The following is a 17,340-nucleotide window of genomic DNA, read 5'->3' as shown; positions in this document are numbered from 1 at the left end:
CACCTCAAGGAAATACGCCATGGCCTTCAACGCCCCATTGCGATACCTGACTGCCGCCATCACCCTCGGCTTGGGCCTCTCGGCCGCGGCCGCCCATGCCGAGTACCCCGATCGTCCGATCCGGCTGGTCGTGCCAGCGCCGCCCGGCGACGGCTCCGACCAACTGGCGCGCAATGTAGGCAAGGCCATGGGCGACGTGCTCGGCCAAAGCCTGGTCATCGAAAACAAACCCGGTGCAGGCGGCAGCATCGCATCGGACATCGTCGCCAAGGCGGCCCCCGACGGCTACACGGTGCTGCTGGGCAACGCCAGTTCGCACGCCGTCACCCCCGGCCTCTACAGCAAGCTGCCATTCGATGCAGAGAAAGACTTCGCGGCTGTCACGCTGCTGGCGAGCGCCCCCAACGTATTAGTCATCAACCCTGCGTTGCCGGCCCAGAACATCGGCGAGTTCATTGCCTATGCGCGGGCCAACCCTGGCAAGCTGAACGTCGGCTCCGGCGGCAATGGCAGCCTATCGCACCTGTCGGCCATTCTGTTCAACTCCATGGCCGGCACCGACATCCCGCACGTCCCCTACAAGGGCGCCGCGCCAGCGGTGACCGCCGTGATGAGCGGCGAGATCTCGGCCTTGATGATCAACATTCCGACCGTCTCGCAGCAAATCCAGGCCGGCAAGCTGCGTGCGCTTGCGGTCAGCAGCCCGGAACGCTCCCCCGTGCTCCCGGATGTGCCAACGCTGGACGAAGCCGGGCTGAAGGGCTACAACACCCAGGCTTGGTTCGGGCTGTTCGTGCCTGCCAAGACTCCGGCTCCCGTCGTGGCCAAGCTCCAAGCCGCTGCGGCCGCCGCCCTCAAGAATGACGCAGTGCTGAACAACATCAAGAACATGGGTGCGGTGCCCCAAGGCATGAGCGGCCCCGCCTTCGCCGACTTCGTGAAGACCGAAGCCGCGAAATACGGCGCCATCATCAAGCAAGCGAACGTGCGAATCGACTAAGCTAGAGGCTTCGTCATTCGTACTGGCCGCGGCCGACGCCGCGGCCGCATCGCCGGCATGAAACGAAGCATTTCGACTCATCCCCCCCTCCTCCACGGCACCCTGCGCTGCGCGCGGGCCTGCGCATGACGGGGCCAGCCATCCGCCTCGTGATCGGACCGTGGCCAGCGCTGCGCAGTGACGCCTCATCGATCCGCGAGGCCGTGTTCGTCGAAGAGCAGTCCGTTCCCCTGGAATTCGAGTACGACGACGCCGACGCCGTCAGCCTGCATGCCGTGGCCTACGACTCCGCCGGCCGCCCGCTGGGCACGGGTCGCCTGTTGCCCGACGGCCATATCGGCCGCATGGCGGTACATCGCCATGCGCGGGGAGCCGGCATCGGCGGCGCGATTCTCGACGCGCTGATCGAGGAAGCGCGGCGCCGCAACCACCGGCGGCTCCTGCTACACGCCCAGACACGCGCCCGCCGGTTCTACGAAACGCGCGGCTTCCGGGCCGAGGGCGACGAATTCATGGAAGCGGGCATCCCCCACGTATTGATGGCGCTGTCGCTGGAGGACGGCACCGGGGACGCCCCGGCAGCCGGGCGTTGAGCCGATCCATGCAGTCACGATCGGTCGAGCCCGAAATCCTCAGGCTGCAGGCGGGTCACGGTGCCATGTTCGCCAGCCGGTGCGGCGGCGGCCACGTCGTGGATCTCCGCCTGTCCGGCCAAATATGCCGCAAGCAGGTGATCGGCACGTTCGTCCGGCGCCCCGAAGCGCAGGCGCAAGACGCGCGCATCCACCTCGTACACCTGCGGGCCGCGCGTCTCGTGGAAAAGCGTGAAACGAACGCCCTGCGCCGTCGCGAGCGGCGTAGATCCTGCGGCAAGTCGATTGGGCATGGCATGCCTCCGGTAGACTGCGGCCGACGCACGCTCCGGCTCCGGGCGCCATCGCCGTTCGATTCTTTTTTGTACGCCGGCTCGCTGCGCGGCGCCTCGGGCGGCCGCCGGCTCCGCATGCGCCCGCAAACATCGTTCCCAAACCGCGCCGCCGTGCGCGCATGTCCGTCATGACCACCGAAAGCCGTCCCACTCTCGCTCGTGCCGTGTCTCCCGCCATGGCGCTGTTGGGCATCCTGCTGGTTGCCGCCACCCTCCGTACACCGCTGACCGGTGTCGGCCCGCTGTTGGGCCATATCCGGGCCTCGACCGGCTTGGACGCAAGCAGCGCCGGATGGCTCAACACCCTGCCGCTGCTCGCTTTTGGGTTTTTTTCCGTGCTCACGCCTGCCTTGGGCCGCCGCCTGGGGTTGGAACGCATCCTGTGCTTTGCCATGGGCATGCTCTCGGCCGGCATCGTCCTGCGGTCGGTACCAGGCATCATCCCGCTGTTCCTGGGCACCCTGGTCGCCGGCGTCGCCATTGCAGTGGGCAACGTCATGCTGCCGGCCGTGGTCAAGCGCGAATTCCCGCAACGCATCGGCCCGTTGACCGGCCTCTATTCGGTGGTCATGAGCATGTCTTCGGGACTGGTCGCCGGCATGGCCGTGCCGTTAGCCGACGCCCTGCCCGGAGGCTGGCGCACCGCGCTAGCCTGCTCGCTCATCTTCACCGTGCCGGCAGCCCTGGTCTGGCTGGGACGCTGGCGTCGCGCCGCGGCCGCCGAAGCGCCGGCCGCGTCCACCCAGCCGGTGCCCGTCAACGTCTGGCGGTCATGGCTGGCCTGGCAAGTCACGCTATTCACCGGCATCCAGGCATTCAATTTCTACATCCTCATGGCCTGGCTGCCGTCCATGCTCCACGAGACGGGCATGAGCCCCCTGCTGGCCGGCTGGATGGTGACCCTGATGCAAGTGGCCTCCCTGTTCGGCAACATCGCCACGTCGTGGGTCACCGGACGGGTACGCGACCAGAAAGCCCTGGGGGTCTTCATTTCCGTGCTTTGCCTGGTTGGATTCGCCGGCATGGCGCTCTTCCCCGCGTGGATCATGGCCTGGGTCTGCATCGCGGGACTCGGGCTGGGCGGGAGCCTCTTGCTCTCCTTGGCATACATCAGCCTGCGCTCGGCCACGCCGACGCAAGCCTCGTCGCTATCCGGCATGGCGCAGAGCCTGGGGTACCTGATCGCAGCCGCCGGTCCCGTGATCTGCGGGTTCCTGCGCGACTGGACGGCCAGCTGGCTGCCCGTCCTGGTCCTCATGATCGTCACGGCTGCCGTGCAGGCCTGGGTCGCTTACGGCGCGGGCCGCCCTCGCACGGTGGGCGACCCCGAACCGCACGCCTAGGCCGGCTCCGCGTCGGCCGAGGCGGGGCCGCGCCGCGCGGCAATCAGGGCCAGCAATTTCTCGACATCCACCGGCTTGGTGAGGTAATCGTCAAAACCGTGGGCCAGCGCTTCCTCCTGCCCGAAGGCCGCGCTGCGCCCCGTCACGGCAATCAGGGTAACCGGTTGCAAGTGCGCGATGTCCCGCATCATGGTGGCGACTTCCAGCCCATTGGGAGAAGGCATGTCGATGTCCAGGATCATCACGTGCGGGCGCCAGGCCAAGGCGACTTCCATGGCTGCCGACCCGCCCCCGACAAACTTGACCTCGTGATATCGGCTGCACGCCTCGGCCAGGGCCTCGGCTGCGCTGACGTAGTTGTCCACCACCAATACCCGGCAAGACGCATTCTGTCCCACCTCGTTCTCCTCTCCATCCCGCAGGCCGCCAGCGCCCTGCACGCCCAACAGGTCGGCGCACTGCCCCCGGCTCATGCCGATCGCAGCTTTCATTGCGCCGCCCCGTGCGGCGCACGCTCGCCGGGCTCCCCTTCATCCGCAAGAAACAGGCTCAAGGCGACCGGCTCGACTGTTTCGCCAGGCACCGCCGGCGCGGTGGCGACGAACCGCCGCAGCGAGCCATAGGCCAGTTTGGCCGCCACGTCTTGCAGGAGTTTTTCCGCCGTCAGGAACCCTGTTGCCTCGATGTCGTCCCATAGCAGGCGATAGGCCAGCTCGCCGCGGGCCAGCGAGATGGCACCAATCCTCGCCAGCTTACCGGCATCATCCTCGGCATAAATGTGATAGCCCGATATGCACAGCCTAAAGCGGCGAGGCTGCGTGCTCCCGCGCCCTGGATCATCCAACATGCGCTTCTCCGTGTCGTAGCGAGTGCTGGATAGCAAGTCACGTACCCGGCCTAATCGCGCCCCGACGGCAACTGGTCAAGTCTACAGAAAGCGTCTATAACGACGGAGAGCGCGACGACCTGCGTCGCATTGCGTTTCGCCGTGCGATTGCCATGAAACCCGTCATGAAACACCTCCTTCAGTACGCGCGCCAGCTCCGGCAGCGCCGCTTGGCCGCGTTCGAACTTTCGTTGAGCCGCGCCGACAGCCTCGACCCCTACGACGTCGAACTGCGACAGCTCACGCTGAACTACGGTCACTCGCCCGAAGTCGACGCGCGCGCGCTGCGGCGCCGGCTGGCCGAGCTGGAATATGACGATGAAGGCTGATGCAGTCCAAGCGACCTCTCCTTTGAATAAAATCGAATCCTCGCGACACCGCCCTGTCCACGAGGTCGCATCCCGGATGAACTCAACATGAAGAAGCTCTTCGTCGCCCTCCCGACCTTGCTTGCACTCTGCGCCTGTGCAGGCAGCCCCTCTGCGTGGCGCAAGGAGAGCGCGCTGCCCGAACAACTCGAACGCGATCGCATCCAGTGCGAGCGCCAGGCCCGCCTCAGCGTGCCCGGGACGAGCACCCCTTCGCTGCGCGGCATCAATGCCGGCGCAGGCTCGGGAGTCAGCGACGGCCTGGCCAATGCTGAACGGCAGATGGGCCTGGCCAACGACTGCATGCGCGCCAAAGGCTACACCCTGCGTTAACGGCCCCGGCGCGGCCGGCCATGCCCTGCTCGTCCAACATGTGGCATGATTGCGCGGAGCCCGCTCCGGGCCCCATCCTCCGGAGGAACGCCATGCTGTCTCTGCTCGGAACCCTGCTGGTTGGCCTGATCGTGGGTTTGCTCGCACGTGCAATCAAACCCGGCAACGACAGCATGGGATGGATCATGACCATCGTGCTCGGCGTCGCAGGGTCGCTCGTGGCCGGCTATGCAGGCCGCGCCCTCGGCTGGTACGAACCCGGCGAAGCCGCCGGCTGGATCGCTTCCGTCATAGGCGCCATCGTCCTGCTCGTGATCTACGGCATGATCACCAAGAAAAAATCCGCCTGACTCCGGCGCGCCAATTGCGCATGGCCGCGGCCGCTTGCGCTGCGCCCCCCTTGTCAGCCATCGGGCGTGCAAACGCGGATCCGATGGCCGTCCGGATCCAGGGCCACGAACGTCAGGCCGAACACCGCATGGTGCGGCGGCTGCTCGATAGCCACGCCCAGCGCATGCCAGCGTTCGTACAGGGCCAATACCTGCTCGTCGCCGGGCACCAAGAACGCAATTTCCGCGCGGTGTCCCGAGCCACCCGACACGAAGTCCCGGGCCTTGCTCGACCATAGCCCGAGATGCCATCCCTGCGCCGACTCGAAGGCAGCATAAGTGGGATATACCGCCGCGGGCGGCTGCTCGAACAACGCCTCATAAAACCGTGCGCTCGCGGGCGGATCTTCAACGTACAGCAGCATCAGGTTGGGCATCGGCATGGAATCGCCTCCAAGCATCTCGACGTCCCAGGATAGCTTGGCCCACTGTCAGGAATTGTCAGGATGATGAGGTGAACCTGCTCCGGGCACCCGCAGAGGCCGAGGCAACGCACCGTTACGGCTCCGAGTACTTCCCGCGGACGGCTCGACACTAACAAATCTCTCTTTTGGGCTGATCGAAATATGTTGTTTCTCCACTCCATCTGGCCCTTGCTACAGTAGCCACGACCAAAAAATATGCCAGGGCCGCGCGCAGCGCTGACGGCTGGCGCAACATATCGGAGGAGACATGGGAGGCATAGGACCAGGCCGTAAACTCAAGGTCATCGTGGTCGGAGCCGGCATAGGCGGCTTGACCGCCGCAGCGGCACTCCATCAGAAAGGATTCGAGGTCCAGGTCTACGAACGTGCGCGTCAGCTGGGCGAAGTGGGTGCGGGGCTGCAAATTGCTCCCAATGCCGTCAAGGTCATACGGGCACTCGGGCTGGAAGAAGAATTCATGCGCGTCGCGGCCGAACCCATCGAGCGGCTCTCCATCAAGTGGGACACGGGCGAAGTCACGGTCCGTGAACGCTTCAAAGACAGGATGCCCGAAATATTCGGGGCCCGTTATCTGATGGCACATCGGGCGGACCTTCACCGCCTGCTGCTTTCGCGCGTGCCCGAATCATCCGTCCATACAGGCGTCGCCTGCGCGGACGTGGCCAACACCGCGGAGGGAGCGGTCATGCGCACCGAGGATGGCCGCGAAATCGAGGGGGACGTCATCCTTGGCGCGGATGGCATCAAGTCCACCGTGCGCGGCAAACTCTTCGGTTTTCTCACGCCTCGCTTCACCAACCAGATTTGCTGGCGGCTTATCCTCCCCATGGAGGAACTTCATCGCGCCGCCGACAAGCTTCCCACCCGGCTGACGGGCTCCGAATACGTGGGTTGGCTGGGGCCGACCGGTCACGTCCTGTTCTATCCCATACGCGGCGGAGAACTCCTGAACATCTTCGCGGGACGCGTATCGACTGAATGGGCGTCCGACGATTGGGCCGTGCCGAGCTCCAAGGAGGAAATGCTGCAGGCGTATGCCGGCTGGCATCCGGGCATGCTCCATGTGCTGTCCCAAGCCGCCGAAGTGTTCAAATGGGGCATTCACGATCGCGATCCGCTCGACCACTGGGTGCAAGGACGCATCGCGCTACTGGGGGATGCCGCGCACCCCATGATGCCCACGCTGGCACAAGGCGCAGCCATTTCCCTCGAAGACGGTTATGCCATCGCTCGGCACCTGGCACTCGGGGATGCCGACCCCACTGCTGCGCTACTCGCCTATGAGCGGGAGAGACAGCCGCGCGGCAAACGGGTGCAACTGCAGGCGCGGCAACAGTTCATCAACAACCAGCTCGTCCCCCCGCCTCCGCCGCTGCCCGTCGACTGGATTTATAGCTACGACGCCGCGAGCGGGTCCATGCACAAGGCGGCCTGACATCGAACCCGCCCGTACCCCATAACACGACAACCACGCGCCGCACGTGCCTCCCGTTCGGCGCCCACATCGAGGAGACAACCATGTTCCGATCCATCCTGGCGATGGGAGCACTGGCGCTCGCCCCGCTCTCGGCCATCCACGCACAGGAATTTCCAAACCGGCCGATACGGCTCGTCGTCCCTTACCCGGCCGGCGGGGCGATGGACGTCTCTGCACGAGTCGTCGCGCAAGAGCTCAACAACGTGCTCAAGCAAGCCGTCATCGTCGAGAACCGCGCAGGGGGTGCAGGAACCTTGGCGGCCGATTACGTTTCCAAGGCCAAGCCCGACGGCTATACCTTGTGTTGGTGCCCGACGGGTCCGCTGGTCATCACGCCCCTGTCGGATGCCACCGTACCGTACGACCCGCTTAAAGACCTGGCTCCGGTCAACCACACGCTCAACTTTGAGAACGTCCTCATGGCGCGCAAAGACTTGCCCGCCAGCGACATGAAGCAACTCTTGGAACTCGGCCGCAACGCCAAAGAGCCGCTGACCTATAGCACGCCGGGGGCGGGTGGCACGCACCACCTGGGTGGAGAATGGCTCAAGAAAGAGACCGGCCTCAACCTCATGCACGTGCCGTACAAAGGCGAGAACCCCGCAGTCACCGCTGTCATGGCCGGGCAAATCGACATGGCGTTCGCATCGGCGCTGATTGCCGCCCCGGCCGTCAAGGACGGGCGGGCCAAACTCATCGCCAATGTCGGCCCCACCCGGTCCAAGCTGCTACCCGACCTGCCGACGGTTTCAGAGTTGGGCTTCCCGAACTACGCATGGGTCAACTTTGTCGGCGTCAACGCCCCGGCTGGCACCCCGCCTGCGATCATCGAACAGCTGTCCAAGGCGATCGCCCAGGCCGCGCGCACGCCCGCCGTGGAAAACCGGCTCGCCGAAATGGGCATCACCGTGGTCGGTGGTGGGCCGACGGAGTACGAAGCATTCCTGCGCAAAGAGATGCAAACCTGGGGCAATTTGCTCAAGACCACCAACGTGACGCGCGAATAGCACTGCCGCGACGCCAAGGGCGGCGAGCGGAAATCGCGGCGCTGCCCCGGGCCGCACGCCGCGGACTCCGGTTCATTTCGCGACCTTGCTCAAGGCCGATCCTGTGTGCGCAGCGATGTGATCGGTCTTGTCGCTCTTGATCTCGTATTGCGGGTCATCTTTGCTGGCTCGCCGCCTATGCCCCTTGTACTCGAAATCCTGCGTGTGCACCCTGATGATGGTTCCGCTCACCCAACCCGCTTCAGAGTTCCAGGTCACGTGGTCTCCTACCTTGAACTTGCCTGGCATGGTTTTTCCTCCTGGTCCATGACCATCAAGCCTCTCGGTCAAGTCGAATAGGTCAAGTGGCCGTTCTCGACGCGCGCTGCCGACGTGTAGGGATGGACCTCGCTTTTGCAAGCGGCGACAATGTGCCTGACGCAGGCGCCACGAACCTTCAAGAGATCAGCGATCAGCGACCGGTGGCAGCGCCACCACAACGCCTCTGCGCACAGGATGGCTGTCCTGCGGCGGCCCGCCAGGGCGACCAGACGCGCGAAGCCGCCCCAAAACGCATCGGTATCCATGTAGTCCGCATAACCGCGAAACGAATCATTGCGCCACGCGGTATTGTGCGAATCAGGCCTCGGCCTCCGGCGGCCGCCCAGCTCAGGCAGGGGAACATATTCGATGCCTGCCTCGCCAAGCGCGCGACGCAACGCGTCGCCATTGAAGTGGGGGTACTTGCGCGACCCGGCGTACCGTCGCACGTCGGCGATCGCCTGGATGCCGTGGGAAGTCAGCATCGGGAGGAACTCATCCCATGAGTGGGATGAATGCCCGATGGTCCAGAGCTCCAGAGCCGCAGGCACTGCCGTCACCATTTCCGCCGCCTCCACATGGACTGCGTTCAATGGTTATAGCAAGGGACATGCCGTTGATCCACGGTCGCGCCAGCCTCAGCGTGCGGTGGACGAAGGCCAATGACGGCGGTGGCGGAAGGGGTGGGATTCGAACCCACGGATGGTTGCCCATCGCTGGTTTTCAAGACCAGTGCATTAAACCGCTCTGCCACCCTTCCAGGCCGCGGCGCCGTGAGGGGCCGCCGGCTCCGCAAGAGCCGAATGATAATGCATTTTCACCCCGGCTTCCGTCCGCACCTCGATCGGTGGCGCCGCCTACGTACTGGCTACGCGCGCCCACCCGGCCGATGGGCGACACGGGGCTCACCTGCCTGCTACGCGGCCTCGACGTCGAACCGCGGCACGGCGTCGAGCAGGCGCCGGGTGTAGTCATGCTCGGGCCGCGTCAGCACGCGCTCGGCGGGCCCTGATTCGACGATGCGCCCTCCCTGCATCACGGCCACGTCGTCGGCGAGATATTCCACCACGCCGAAGTTGTGGGTGATGAACAGATAGGCAATGCCCATGTCGCGCTGGAGCGCGTGCAGCAGGTTCAGGATCTGGGCCTGGACGGAAACGTCGAGCGCCGAGGTGGGTTCGTCGCACACCAGCAGCTTGGGCTCGACCGCCAATGCGCGCGCGATGGCGATGCGCTGGCGCTGGCCGCCGGAGAATTCGTGCGGATAGCGATCGCGTGCGTCAGGGCGCAGGCCGACCTGGTCGAGCAACCGCAGGGTGGCGGCCTGGCGGGCGGCGTCATCGAGGTCCGGCCGCAGCGAGAGCAAGCCTTCGTCGAGGATTTCTCCCACGCGCATGCGCGGATTCAACGAGGCGAATGGATCCTGGAAGATGATCTGGATGTCGCGTCGCAGGCGCTTGATCTGCCGGCGCCCCGCGCGCAGGAGGTCCTGCCCCAGGAGGCTCGCCTCGCCCGTCACGGCAGCCGTTCCGTCCAAGAGCCTGAGCAGGGCCTTGCCCGTCGTGGTCTTGCCGCATCCCGATTCACCCACCAATGCCAGCGTCTTGCCCGCGTCCAGCGAGAGGCTCACGCCATCCACGGCCTTGACCCAACCGACCGTGCGACGCAGCACGCCCTTGCGGATGGGGAAATGCACCTTGAGATCGGATACGCGCAACAGGCCGGCCCCGGCGGCGGCCCTTTCCTCGCCGGCGTCCGGCACGCGCCCCGGGGCGTGAACCTGGCGGGAGGCTCCATCCGCAACGTGCACGCTGGGCAAGTCCGGTCCCCGATGCTCCGCCTTGGCGGCGTCGATCGCGGCCAGGCGCACGCAGCGCACCGCATGGCCGGGCGCCTCTTCGACCAGTGCAGGCGGCGCGGCGTCGCACTCTGCCGCATGCGCAGGACAGCGTTGCGCGAAGCGGCAGCCGCGGAAGGCTTGGTTGAGCGCCGGCACCGTGCCCGGGATGGCTGCCAGGTGCATCCCGCGCCGCGCCATGCTGGGCAAGGCGCTAAAGAGCAGCCGGGCATAGGGGTGGCGAGGACGTTGGAAAAAGGCTTCTGCGGGCGCGGACTCCACGATCTGGCCGGCATACATGAGCGCGACGTGGTGGGCCATGCGGCGCACGATGCCCAAGTCATGGGTGATGAGCATCATGGCCATGCCGAGCTGCGTCTGCAGGTCGCGCAGCAGATCCAGGATTTGCGCCTGGATGGTGACGTCGAGCGCGGTGGTCGGCTCGTCGGCAATGAGCAGCTCGGGTTCGGCCGCCAACGCAATGGCGATCATCACACGCTGCTTCTGGCCACCGGAGAGCTGGAACGGATAATCATCCACGCGCCGCTCGGGCTCGGGGATGCCGACTCGCCGCAGCCACTCGACGGCCTTGGACTTGGCCGCCGCGCCCCGCAGCGAAGTATGGGTGACGATGGTCTCGACGATTTGATCGCCCACCCTCATGACGGGATTCAGGCTGGTGGCAGGCTCCTGGAAGATGATCCCGATCTTGCGGCCGCGCACGGCCCGCATGTCGCGCTCGGGCAAACGATTCAAATCGACGCCGTCGAGCAGCGTTTCTCCGCGCTCGATGCGGCCCGCATCGGGCAACAAGCGCAACAGCGCCAGCGCGGTCATGCTCTTGCCACAGCCGGACTCCCCCACCAAGGCGAACGTCTGGCCCCGTTCGATCGCCAAGCTGAGCGCATCCACGGCATGCACGATGCCGTGATCGCTATCGAGCATGACGTCCAGGTGGCGCACGTCGAGCATGGCCTGGCCGCCCGGCGACCGGTCGAAAGCGCTCATCAGCGATCCTCCAGCATTTTTCCGGCGCGCCCGCGCGCCCACGCCGGACGGTACGCCCGTGCGCGGGGATCGAACGCCTCGCGCACGGCGTCGGCGAACAGGTTGGCGGACAGGACCAGGGCCAGCATGAAAACGAAGGCCGAAAGCAGGCTCCACCAGATCATCGGATCACGGGACATTTCCAGGCGCGCCAAGTTGATCATGGTGCCAAACGAATTCATGGACGGATCGACCCCCACCCCCAGGTAGGACAGCACGGCCTCGTAGAGAACGAGCGTCGAGAACTCCAGCACGACGGTGATCAATACGATGTGCATGACGTTGGGCAGCAGGTGGCGGACCATGATGCGCGCGGGGGAAGCACCAAAGGCGCGCGCCGCGAGCACGTAGTCGAGCTCGCGCAGCTTGAGCGTTTCCGCGCGCAGCAGCCGGCAAAGCCCCGCCCACCCCGTCACGCCAAGGATGATGCACAACAGGAACAGCCGCAGGTCGGCCCGCTCGGCGCCTGTCTCGAACATGTCGGGGTTGTTGTCGATGAATACCTGCACCATGAGTACGCATGCCGCGATGAGCAGCACGCCGGGAATGGACGTCAGCGTGGTGTAGATGTACTGGATGATGTCGTCCACCCAGCCCTTCAGGTAGCCCGCCATGATGCCCAGCGAAAGCGCGAACGGCAGCGTCGCCAGCGTGGTCACGCTCCCGATGATCAATGCCGTACGGAAGCTTTTCACTGTTTGGACCAGCACGTCGTTGCCGGTGCTGTCCGTGCCCAGGACGTGATAGCCGGTGGACAGCGACGCCGCCGCGCCGCCGATCACCGCGAGGATGCCGAATGTCAGCAGCATGGGCCCGAGCGGCATGGGAGTGCGTCGGTACACGATGTCGTGCCAGGCGGCAGGCAGGGATACGCCCCTGCGGTGCGCCAAGGCGGCCGCCACCAGCAAGGCCGCCAACCCGGCCGCCAAGGCGCCCGCCACCACGCCCACCGCGGTCCGCCGCAGCACGTCGCCGAGCCATTGCTGGTCGGGATCGGACAAATGGGCACCGCCATGGCGCAGGCGCGGGTAATCGCGCACCGGCTTGCCGTCCACCAACATGGACTCTTTGGTGAACTGCCGCACTGCGAGCGGAGCGGAATACGTCTTCTCGCGGCCGCCCATCGGTTTCTCCAGCAAGATGTCGAGCACGGAGCGCGTCACCGGCGAGTAGGCCCGCGCCCCTTTTCCACCGGAGACTTCCACCGCGTCGAGCAGCGGGCGGTAATGCATGGAGTCCAACACGCCTATGAACAGGAACACGCCCAACACGACTGCGGCGCACATCGCGGACGTGTCCCGCCCCACCCGCGCCCACGTGGTGCGCAGGTTCGGCGTGCGGGCAACGTGCCAGGCATAGAGGGCCACGCCGAGCAGGATCAGGAACAGCGCGAGGTCGGTCCAGAGAAAGACGATCTTGGGCATGTTCTCACTCGAAGCGGACGCGCGGATCGGCGATCGTGTAGGAAATATCGGCCAGGATCAGGCCGATGATGTACAGCACGGAGCCGATGAATACCATGGCCCGCACGATGGCGAAGTCCTGCGCGTTGATCGCGTCCATCGTGTAGCTGCCCAGCCCCGGTATGCCGAAAAACGACTCCGCAATCAGGCTGCCCATGAAGAGCAGCGGAATGGTGGAAATGGTGCTGGTCAGAATCGGCAGCATGGCGTTGCGCAATACGTGCCGGAACAGCACCAGCCGTTCTGACAATCCCTTGGCCCGGGCGGTGCGCACGTAATCCTTGCCAATCTCCTCCAGGAACAAGGCGCGGTAGAAACGCGCTTCGGGCCCGAGCTTGGCGATCACGGCCACGAGCACGGGCAGCACCAGGAAGCGGACGGCGTCGAACCCGCCCGCAAACCCGGACAGCGGCACCAACCTCAGCGTCTTGGAAAACAGATACTGGCCGGCGATGATGTAGAACAGCGCCGATATCGACAACATGGCCACGCACAGCACCACGCCCCAGAAATCCAGGTAGGTGCCGCGGAAGTACACGAGCAGCAGCGAGAACGCGACGCTGGCGAACAACCCCAGCAGGAAGGTCGGCACTGCCAGCGCCAGGCTCGGCCCGACCCGCTGGCGGATTTCGTAACCGATGTCGCGTCCCGCGTCCGACGCGCCGAAGTCGAAGGCGAACAGGCGCACGGAACGCTCGAAAAAGATGGTGTCGGTGTAGCGCTTCACCCCTTGCGCCTGGGCGTTGACCAGCAGCGGCTTGTCATAACCGCGCTCGACCTTCCACTTCTCGATGGCATCGGCGCTCACGCGCCGTCCGCCTATGGCCAGGCGCGCCATGTCGTCGGGCGTGTTGACCGTGAAGAACAGGATGAAAGTGAAGAGATTGACGCCGATCAGGATCAAGACCCCGTAGAGGATCCGGCGCACGATATAAGCCGTCATGCAGGGCTCCTTGCTGGGCGATCGGATTGAACCGCGACGGCGCGGTCCCGGCGGCGGACCATGCGCCAGGCCGGCAAGGCGAGCAACACCAACAACGCCGCCGCGAGCAGGACCGGCCACCACACCGGGCGATTCCATTCGGCTATCTTGCGCGCACGCAGCTCGGGATCGATTTTCATGTATTGGAGATGATTGCGTATCATCTGGGTCGGCTTGCCGTTGCCCACCCACTGGTGATAGGCGCCGCCCGACTTCGGGAAGTATCCGAACATCCAAGCCGCGTCTTGTTGCACGATGGACACCATGCGGGCGATCAGCTCCTCTTTTTCGGGGCCGTCGTCCAAATACTTCATCCGCTCGAAGAGCTTGTCGAACTCCGGATTGGTGTAATTGGAGGCATTCTCGCCGCCATGCTTGGCCTTGCCGTTGGGGCCGTACAGCAGGAACAGGAAGTTTTCCGCGTCGGGATAGTCGGCGTTCCATCCCCACATGAATAGCTGGGCCACCCCGCGCCGCATTTTGTCCTGGAACCGGTTGTAGTCGGTAGAACGAATTTCCAGCTGTATGCCGAGCTTGCCGAATTGGCGCTGCAGCCAGTCGAACTGGGAGCGGGCGGCGGGCGAGACTCCCCCCATGGCGTCGTAGTTCAGGACCAGCGGCTGGCCGGTCTGCGCATTGCGGCCTTCGGGATAGCCCGCCTCGGCAAGGAGTCGCTTGGCCACCTCGAGCGGCTTGCGCGTGACTTTCTCGCCATCGATGTCGTAGACCACCGGATTGGCGCCGGCGGGCGGATCCTTGTACCCCAGCAAACCGGGCGGCAGCGGGCCGTGTGCCACCTGCGCCTGCCCGTTTTCGAAAATCGTGACGTATTCTTCCCAATCGACGGCGATGCTGATGGCCTGGCGCAGTTTGCGGTTACGTTCCTGCTGTTCGGGCGTCTCTCCCTTCCCCACGACAGGGTCCAGCCAGTTGAAGCCCATGTACCAATTCTGGGTCTCGACCGTAGTGGGAAGCTTGAGCCCGCGCTCGGCGTACAGCGCGGCCTTTTCCTGGGAATCGCCCGCCGCCACCAGGTAGGCGACGCCGTACTCGCCGCGCTCGGCCTGCGGCACGTCGTAATAGCCCTGCAGGAACTTGCCTTGCAGCGGCACGCTTTCTTTCTCGATGCTGAAAACAATGCGATCGATGAAGGGCGTCGGCTTGCCGCAATCCTCGAGCAGGCCGGCGGCGCGGTCCTCTTCGGTACCCTCGCAGGGATACGGCTCTCCCCGGAAATTCGGATTGCGGGTCAACACGTGCCGGCGGTTCTCCCGGTACTCGGTCAACATGTACGGCCCCGTCCCCACCGGCCAGTAATTCAGGGTCAAGTTGCGGGCTGCCATGCCCGGCTGGCTGTAGAACTGGTCGGCCTCCCACGGGATGGGGGCGAAGAACGTCATGGCCAGCCAGTACTTGAACTGTGGATACTTGCCCTTGACCCGAATCCGCAGCGTGTACTTATCGAGCGCCTCCACGCCCTCGAAGGCGTATTGGCGAAAATCCAGCCAAGGCAGGTCGCGGGTGGTGGGGTCCAGCCCTTTGCGCAACTCGGCATCGACGACGCGGATGCGATCGCCGTACTCCTTGAAGCCGACGATGTAGTCCGTCATGTGCGCATAGATGGGCGAAACCACGCGCGTCGTCGCCAGGCGCCGGATGCCATAGACGTAGTCGTCCGCGGTCAGCTCGCGCGTACCCGTGTGGGGAAAATCGGTGATCGCGTACTTGCCCTCCAGGTCCTCCGGCTTGAGGTGCCGGTACCGGTCGCGCCCGGATTCGTCGACCGCGAAGGCCGGATGGGGCTGGAACAGGATGCCCGGCTTGATGGGTATGTCGTACACGCTCTGCGCCACGCGCTCCCCCGGCACGTCGGGCGGCAGCACGTTGCCGGCCTCGTCCAGGTAAACCGGCTCGACGATGCGGGTCGCCGTGCGCGGCACGAGCTCGTAGGGACGCTTCAGGTAATGGTAGCCGTACAGCGGTTCATAGATCTGGTAGGTGTACGGCGTCTCGTCGACAGAGTAGGAGCTGGCCGGGTCCAGGTATTTGGGCGAGCGCTGCGTGAACGCCGTGTACATGACGTTTTCGCGCTCTGCGCCGGCGGCATAAGGGCTGTTGAGCGGCGTACGCGCACCCGGGTCGCCGGACGAGCAGCCCATCACGACGGCCGCGCCGACCACGCCAAGCAAGCGTATTGTCCAACTCCATGCGCGCTTTGCGCCCTGTTTCATACCTTCAGCGCGCACGAGGCGCATCAGCTATCTCCCAGGGGTAACGTTCCGGTGAGGATAGCAAAAACCCTAGCCTCGACGGCTGTGCCCAGCCTAAGGAATACCCCGATCGCCCATTCTCGGCCGACGATATAGGCATCGGGCATATCTACGCCGGGAAATCGCATTACCAGCCCGCGGACGTCCGGGACTACGATGGCCGGTCATCGCCAGGGGAAGACGAATGCTTCGCTACACTGCAGTGTTTCTTTCATGCTTGCTGGCAGCAGCTGCCGCCCATGCAAGCGATTATCCGTCCCGCCCAGTCACCCTCGTCGTGCCGGGGCCCCCGGGCGGAACGCCCGACGTGGTCGCCCGGATGGTGGCGGAGAAACTGCGGGCCCGGTTGGGCCAACCCGTCATTGTCGAGAACAAGGCGGGGGCCAGCGGCTTCATCGGAACGGCCGCAGTCGCCAAGGCCGCGCCGGACGGCTATACGGTGCTGATGGGCTTTGCCCAGACCATGGCCGTGAATCCCGCCACCTTCAAGAAACTGCCCTACGATCCGGTCCAGGACTTCACGCCCATCGCGCGCCTGGTGGATTTCGAACTGGCGCTGGCAGTCCCGGGCAGCACGCCGGCCCGCAACTTTCCGGAGCTCCTGTCCTGGCTGCGCGCAGGGCGAGGCAAGTATTCGTACGGCTCCTTCGGCGCCGCAACGCCCTCCCAGTTCGCGGGCGACATGCTCAACCGCAAGGCTGGGCTCGACATGCAGCACGTACCCTACAAAGGCTCCGCGCCGCTGGTCACCGATTTGGTGGGCGGGCAAGTGCAGTTCGGCTTCGTCGTCCTGCAAGTGGCGCAACAGCTGGCCCAGGGCGGCAAGCTGAAAGTGCTGGGCGTCACGGGGAAACGCCGGCAGCCAGCCGCCCCGGACGTTCCCACTATGACCGAGCTGGGCTACCCCGACGTCGATGCCACGGGATGGTACGGACTCTACGCTCCCCGGGGCACGCCGGCCGAAGTCGTGGCCACGCTGGAACGTGCGGTCGAGCAGATCATGCAGGACGACGAGGTCCGCCGCAAGCTGGTGGACCAAGGCGTGAACCCGGCCTTTGCCAGTAGCCGGGCGCTCGGGGACTACACCCGGGCGGAGATCGCACGCTGGCGCGAGGTCGTCGCGCAGACCGGCTTCCGCGCACAGGACTGACGCCTCCGGCCGGGCGGCAGGGGCAGCAAGCAAGAAACGGATGCGTACCCAATAGACGACACCGAGAGCGCGCGGCGTTTCCCGTTAGAAAAATCTACAGTTGCGTCGGTTTGTATGGATGAGCAGACGCCGGGG

The 17,340-nt window shown here is 65.3% G+C and carries 19 protein-coding genes and 1 tRNA gene; 9 read left to right on the top strand and 11 right to left on the bottom strand.

What is annotated here, in order from left to right:
* The first annotated feature begins 19 nt into the window (after positions 1-19).
* A complete protein-coding gene (locus Q0319_RS07850) occupies positions 20-1,000 on the top strand; it encodes a tripartite tricarboxylate transporter substrate binding protein (RefSeq protein ID WP_299451674.1) in 981 nt (326 codons plus the stop codon).
* Between the two features lie 125 nt (positions 1,001-1,125).
* The gene (locus Q0319_RS07845) at positions 1,126-1,593 is read left to right on the top strand and encodes a GNAT family N-acetyltransferase (protein WP_296470407.1); all 468 of its coding nucleotides are present in this window, start codon (positions 1,126-1,128) and stop codon (positions 1,591-1,593) included.
* Between the two features lie 14 nt (positions 1,594-1,607).
* On the opposite strand, the gene Q0319_RS07840 is transcribed toward Q0319_RS07845, so the two are convergent.
* Positions 1,608-1,886: a hypothetical protein gene (locus Q0319_RS07840; protein ID WP_296470402.1), complete on the bottom strand. Its 279-nt coding sequence runs from the start codon at positions 1,884-1,886 to the stop codon at positions 1,608-1,610.
* A 170-nt stretch (positions 1,887-2,056) separates the two neighbouring features.
* Here Q0319_RS07840 and Q0319_RS07835 point away from each other — a divergent pair, with 170 nt between their 5' ends.
* Complete coding sequence (locus tag Q0319_RS07835; protein WP_299451658.1) at positions 2,057-3,271, top strand: MFS transporter; 1,215 nt, start codon at positions 2,057-2,059, stop codon at positions 3,269-3,271.
* Here the strand turns inward: Q0319_RS07835 and Q0319_RS07830 are convergent.
* Both Q0319_RS07830 and Q0319_RS07825 read right to left on the bottom strand, forming a co-directional pair.
* On the bottom strand, positions 3,268-3,762 hold the full coding sequence (locus Q0319_RS07830) for a response regulator (protein ID WP_299451657.1): 495 nt from the start codon (positions 3,760-3,762) through the stop codon (positions 3,268-3,270). The genes Q0319_RS07835 and Q0319_RS07830 overlap by 4 nt on opposite strands.
* Positions 3,759-4,118, bottom strand: a complete 360-nt coding sequence (locus Q0319_RS07825) for a hypothetical protein (protein WP_296471038.1) — start codon at positions 4,116-4,118, stop codon at positions 3,759-3,761. Before Q0319_RS07825 ends, Q0319_RS07830 begins: the two co-directional genes overlap by 4 nt.
* Positions 4,119-4,282: 164 nt before the next feature.
* On the opposite strand from Q0319_RS07825, the gene Q0319_RS07820 reads away from it, so the two are divergent.
* The 3 genes from Q0319_RS07820 to Q0319_RS07810 all read left to right on the top strand — a co-directional run bounded on the left by Q0319_RS07820 (position 4,283) and on the right by Q0319_RS07810 (position 5,208).
* The gene (locus Q0319_RS07820) at positions 4,283-4,486 is read left to right on the top strand and encodes a hypothetical protein (protein ID WP_296471035.1); all 204 of its coding nucleotides are present in this window, start codon (positions 4,283-4,285) and stop codon (positions 4,484-4,486) included.
* Positions 4,487-4,573: 87 nt separating this feature from the next.
* The gene (locus Q0319_RS07815) at positions 4,574-4,858 is read left to right on the top strand and encodes a hypothetical protein (RefSeq protein ID WP_296471030.1); all 285 of its coding nucleotides are present in this window, start codon (positions 4,574-4,576) and stop codon (positions 4,856-4,858) included.
* Between the two features lie 92 nt (positions 4,859-4,950).
* On the top strand, positions 4,951-5,208 hold the full coding sequence (locus Q0319_RS07810; RefSeq protein WP_296471027.1) for a GlsB/YeaQ/YmgE family stress response membrane protein: 258 nt from the start codon (positions 4,951-4,953) through the stop codon (positions 5,206-5,208).
* A gap of 53 nt (positions 5,209-5,261) precedes the next feature.
* Here Q0319_RS07810 and Q0319_RS07805 read toward each other — a convergent pair whose 3' ends face one another.
* Entirely contained in the window at positions 5,262-5,630 is a 369-nt protein-coding gene (locus Q0319_RS07805) for a VOC family protein (RefSeq protein ID WP_299451653.1), read from the bottom strand.
* A gap of 289 nt (positions 5,631-5,919) precedes the next feature.
* Between Q0319_RS07805 and Q0319_RS07800 the strand changes: the two genes are divergently transcribed.
* Both Q0319_RS07800 and Q0319_RS07795 read left to right on the top strand, forming a co-directional pair.
* Positions 5,920-7,107, top strand: coding sequence for an FAD-dependent monooxygenase (locus Q0319_RS07800; RefSeq protein WP_296464201.1), 1,188 nt, complete (start codon positions 5,920-5,922; stop codon positions 7,105-7,107).
* A gap of 83 nt (positions 7,108-7,190) precedes the next feature.
* On the top strand, positions 7,191-8,156 hold the full coding sequence (locus Q0319_RS07795) for a tripartite tricarboxylate transporter substrate binding protein (RefSeq protein ID WP_296464198.1): 966 nt from the start codon (positions 7,191-7,193) through the stop codon (positions 8,154-8,156).
* A 72-nt stretch (positions 8,157-8,228) separates the two neighbouring features.
* On the opposite strand, the gene Q0319_RS07790 is transcribed toward Q0319_RS07795, so the two are convergent.
* From Q0319_RS07790 to Q0319_RS07760, 7 genes are all read right to left on the bottom strand, one after another.
* Positions 8,229-8,444 carry a DUF2945 domain-containing protein gene (locus Q0319_RS07790; RefSeq protein ID WP_296464195.1) on the bottom strand — a complete coding sequence of 72 codons (216 nt, stop codon included), beginning with the start codon at positions 8,442-8,444 and terminating at the stop codon, positions 8,229-8,231.
* 38 nt (positions 8,445-8,482) lie between these two features.
* Entirely contained in the window at positions 8,483-9,049 is a 567-nt protein-coding gene (locus tag Q0319_RS07785) for a DUF488 domain-containing protein (protein ID WP_299451652.1), read from the bottom strand.
* A gap of 79 nt (positions 9,050-9,128) precedes the next feature.
* Positions 9,129-9,216 (bottom strand) — tRNA-Ser (locus Q0319_RS07780).
* A gap of 156 nt (positions 9,217-9,372) precedes the next feature.
* Complete coding sequence (locus Q0319_RS07775) at positions 9,373-11,301, bottom strand: dipeptide ABC transporter ATP-binding protein (protein WP_299451651.1); 1,929 nt, start codon at positions 11,299-11,301, stop codon at positions 9,373-9,375.
* Positions 11,301-12,764, bottom strand: coding sequence for an ABC transporter permease (locus Q0319_RS07770; protein ID WP_299451650.1), 1,464 nt, complete (start codon positions 12,762-12,764; stop codon positions 11,301-11,303). The genes Q0319_RS07775 and Q0319_RS07770 overlap by 1 nt, the downstream gene beginning before the upstream one ends.
* A gap of 4 nt (positions 12,765-12,768) precedes the next feature.
* A complete protein-coding gene (locus Q0319_RS07765; protein ID WP_296464188.1) occupies positions 12,769-13,746 on the bottom strand; it encodes an ABC transporter permease in 978 nt (325 codons plus the stop codon).
* The gene (locus tag Q0319_RS07760; RefSeq protein WP_296464214.1) at positions 13,743-15,944 is read right to left on the bottom strand and encodes an ABC transporter substrate-binding protein; all 2,202 of its coding nucleotides are present in this window, start codon (positions 15,942-15,944) and stop codon (positions 13,743-13,745) included. Before Q0319_RS07760 ends, Q0319_RS07765 begins: the two co-directional genes overlap by 4 nt.
* 295 nt (positions 15,945-16,239) lie before the next feature.
* On the opposite strand from Q0319_RS07760, the gene Q0319_RS07755 reads away from it, so the two are divergent.
* A complete protein-coding gene (locus Q0319_RS07755) occupies positions 16,240-17,205 on the top strand; it encodes a tripartite tricarboxylate transporter substrate binding protein (RefSeq protein WP_296464187.1) in 966 nt (321 codons plus the stop codon).
* The last annotated feature ends 135 nt before the right edge of the window (positions 17,206-17,340 follow it).

The sequence above is a fragment of the uncultured Pigmentiphaga sp. genome, from assembly GCF_937950555.1.
Taxonomy (GTDB): Bacteria; Pseudomonadota; Gammaproteobacteria; order Burkholderiales; family Burkholderiaceae_B; genus Pigmentiphaga.
This window is presented reverse-complemented; position numbering and strand designations above follow the sequence as displayed.

Excerpts from the sequence above, each read along its gene's own strand:
- Q0319_RS07825 (WP_296471038.1), bottom strand. The coding sequence starts at position 4,118 with ATGTTGGATGATCCAGGGCGCGGGAGCACGCAGCCTCGCCGCTTTAGG.
- Q0319_RS07845 (WP_296470407.1), top strand. The coding sequence starts at position 1,126 with ATGACGGGGCCAGCCATCCGCCTCGTGATCGGACCGTGGCCAGCGCTG.
- Q0319_RS07755 (WP_296464187.1), top strand. The coding sequence starts at position 16,240 with ATGCTTCGCTACACTGCAGTGTTTCTTTCATGCTTGCTGGCAGCAGCT.
- Q0319_RS07850 (WP_299451674.1), top strand. The coding sequence starts at position 20 with ATGGCCTTCAACGCCCCATTGCGATACCTGACTGCCGCCATCACCCTC.
- Q0319_RS07830 (WP_299451657.1), bottom strand. The coding sequence starts at position 3,762 with ATGAAAGCTGCGATCGGCATGAGCCGGGGGCAGTGCGCCGACCTGTTG.
- Q0319_RS07840 (WP_296470402.1), bottom strand. The coding sequence starts at position 1,886 with ATGCCCAATCGACTTGCCGCAGGATCTACGCCGCTCGCGACGGCGCAG.
- Q0319_RS07835 (WP_299451658.1), top strand. The coding sequence starts at position 2,057 with ATGACCACCGAAAGCCGTCCCACTCTCGCTCGTGCCGTGTCTCCCGCC.
- Q0319_RS07795 (WP_296464198.1), top strand. The coding sequence starts at position 7,191 with ATGTTCCGATCCATCCTGGCGATGGGAGCACTGGCGCTCGCCCCGCTC.
- Q0319_RS07815 (WP_296471030.1), top strand. The coding sequence starts at position 4,574 with ATGAAGAAGCTCTTCGTCGCCCTCCCGACCTTGCTTGCACTCTGCGCC.
- Q0319_RS07810 (WP_296471027.1), top strand. The coding sequence starts at position 4,951 with ATGCTGTCTCTGCTCGGAACCCTGCTGGTTGGCCTGATCGTGGGTTTG.
- Q0319_RS07805 (WP_299451653.1), bottom strand. The coding sequence starts at position 5,630 with ATGCCGATGCCCAACCTGATGCTGCTGTACGTTGAAGATCCGCCCGCG.
- Q0319_RS07760 (WP_296464214.1), bottom strand. The coding sequence starts at position 15,944 with ATGGGCTGCTCGTCCGGCGACCCGGGTGCGCGTACGCCGCTCAACAGC.
- Q0319_RS07800 (WP_296464201.1), top strand. The coding sequence starts at position 5,920 with ATGGGAGGCATAGGACCAGGCCGTAAACTCAAGGTCATCGTGGTCGGA.
- Q0319_RS07770 (WP_299451650.1), bottom strand. The coding sequence starts at position 12,764 with ATGCCCAAGATCGTCTTTCTCTGGACCGACCTCGCGCTGTTCCTGATC.
- Q0319_RS07820 (WP_296471035.1), top strand. The coding sequence starts at position 4,283 with ATGAAACACCTCCTTCAGTACGCGCGCCAGCTCCGGCAGCGCCGCTTG.
- Q0319_RS07790 (WP_296464195.1), bottom strand. The coding sequence starts at position 8,444 with ATGCCAGGCAAGTTCAAGGTAGGAGACCACGTGACCTGGAACTCTGAA.
- Q0319_RS07765 (WP_296464188.1), bottom strand. The coding sequence starts at position 13,746 with ATGACGGCTTATATCGTGCGCCGGATCCTCTACGGGGTCTTGATCCTG.
- Q0319_RS07775 (WP_299451651.1), bottom strand. The coding sequence starts at position 11,301 with ATGAGCGCTTTCGACCGGTCGCCGGGCGGCCAGGCCATGCTCGACGTG.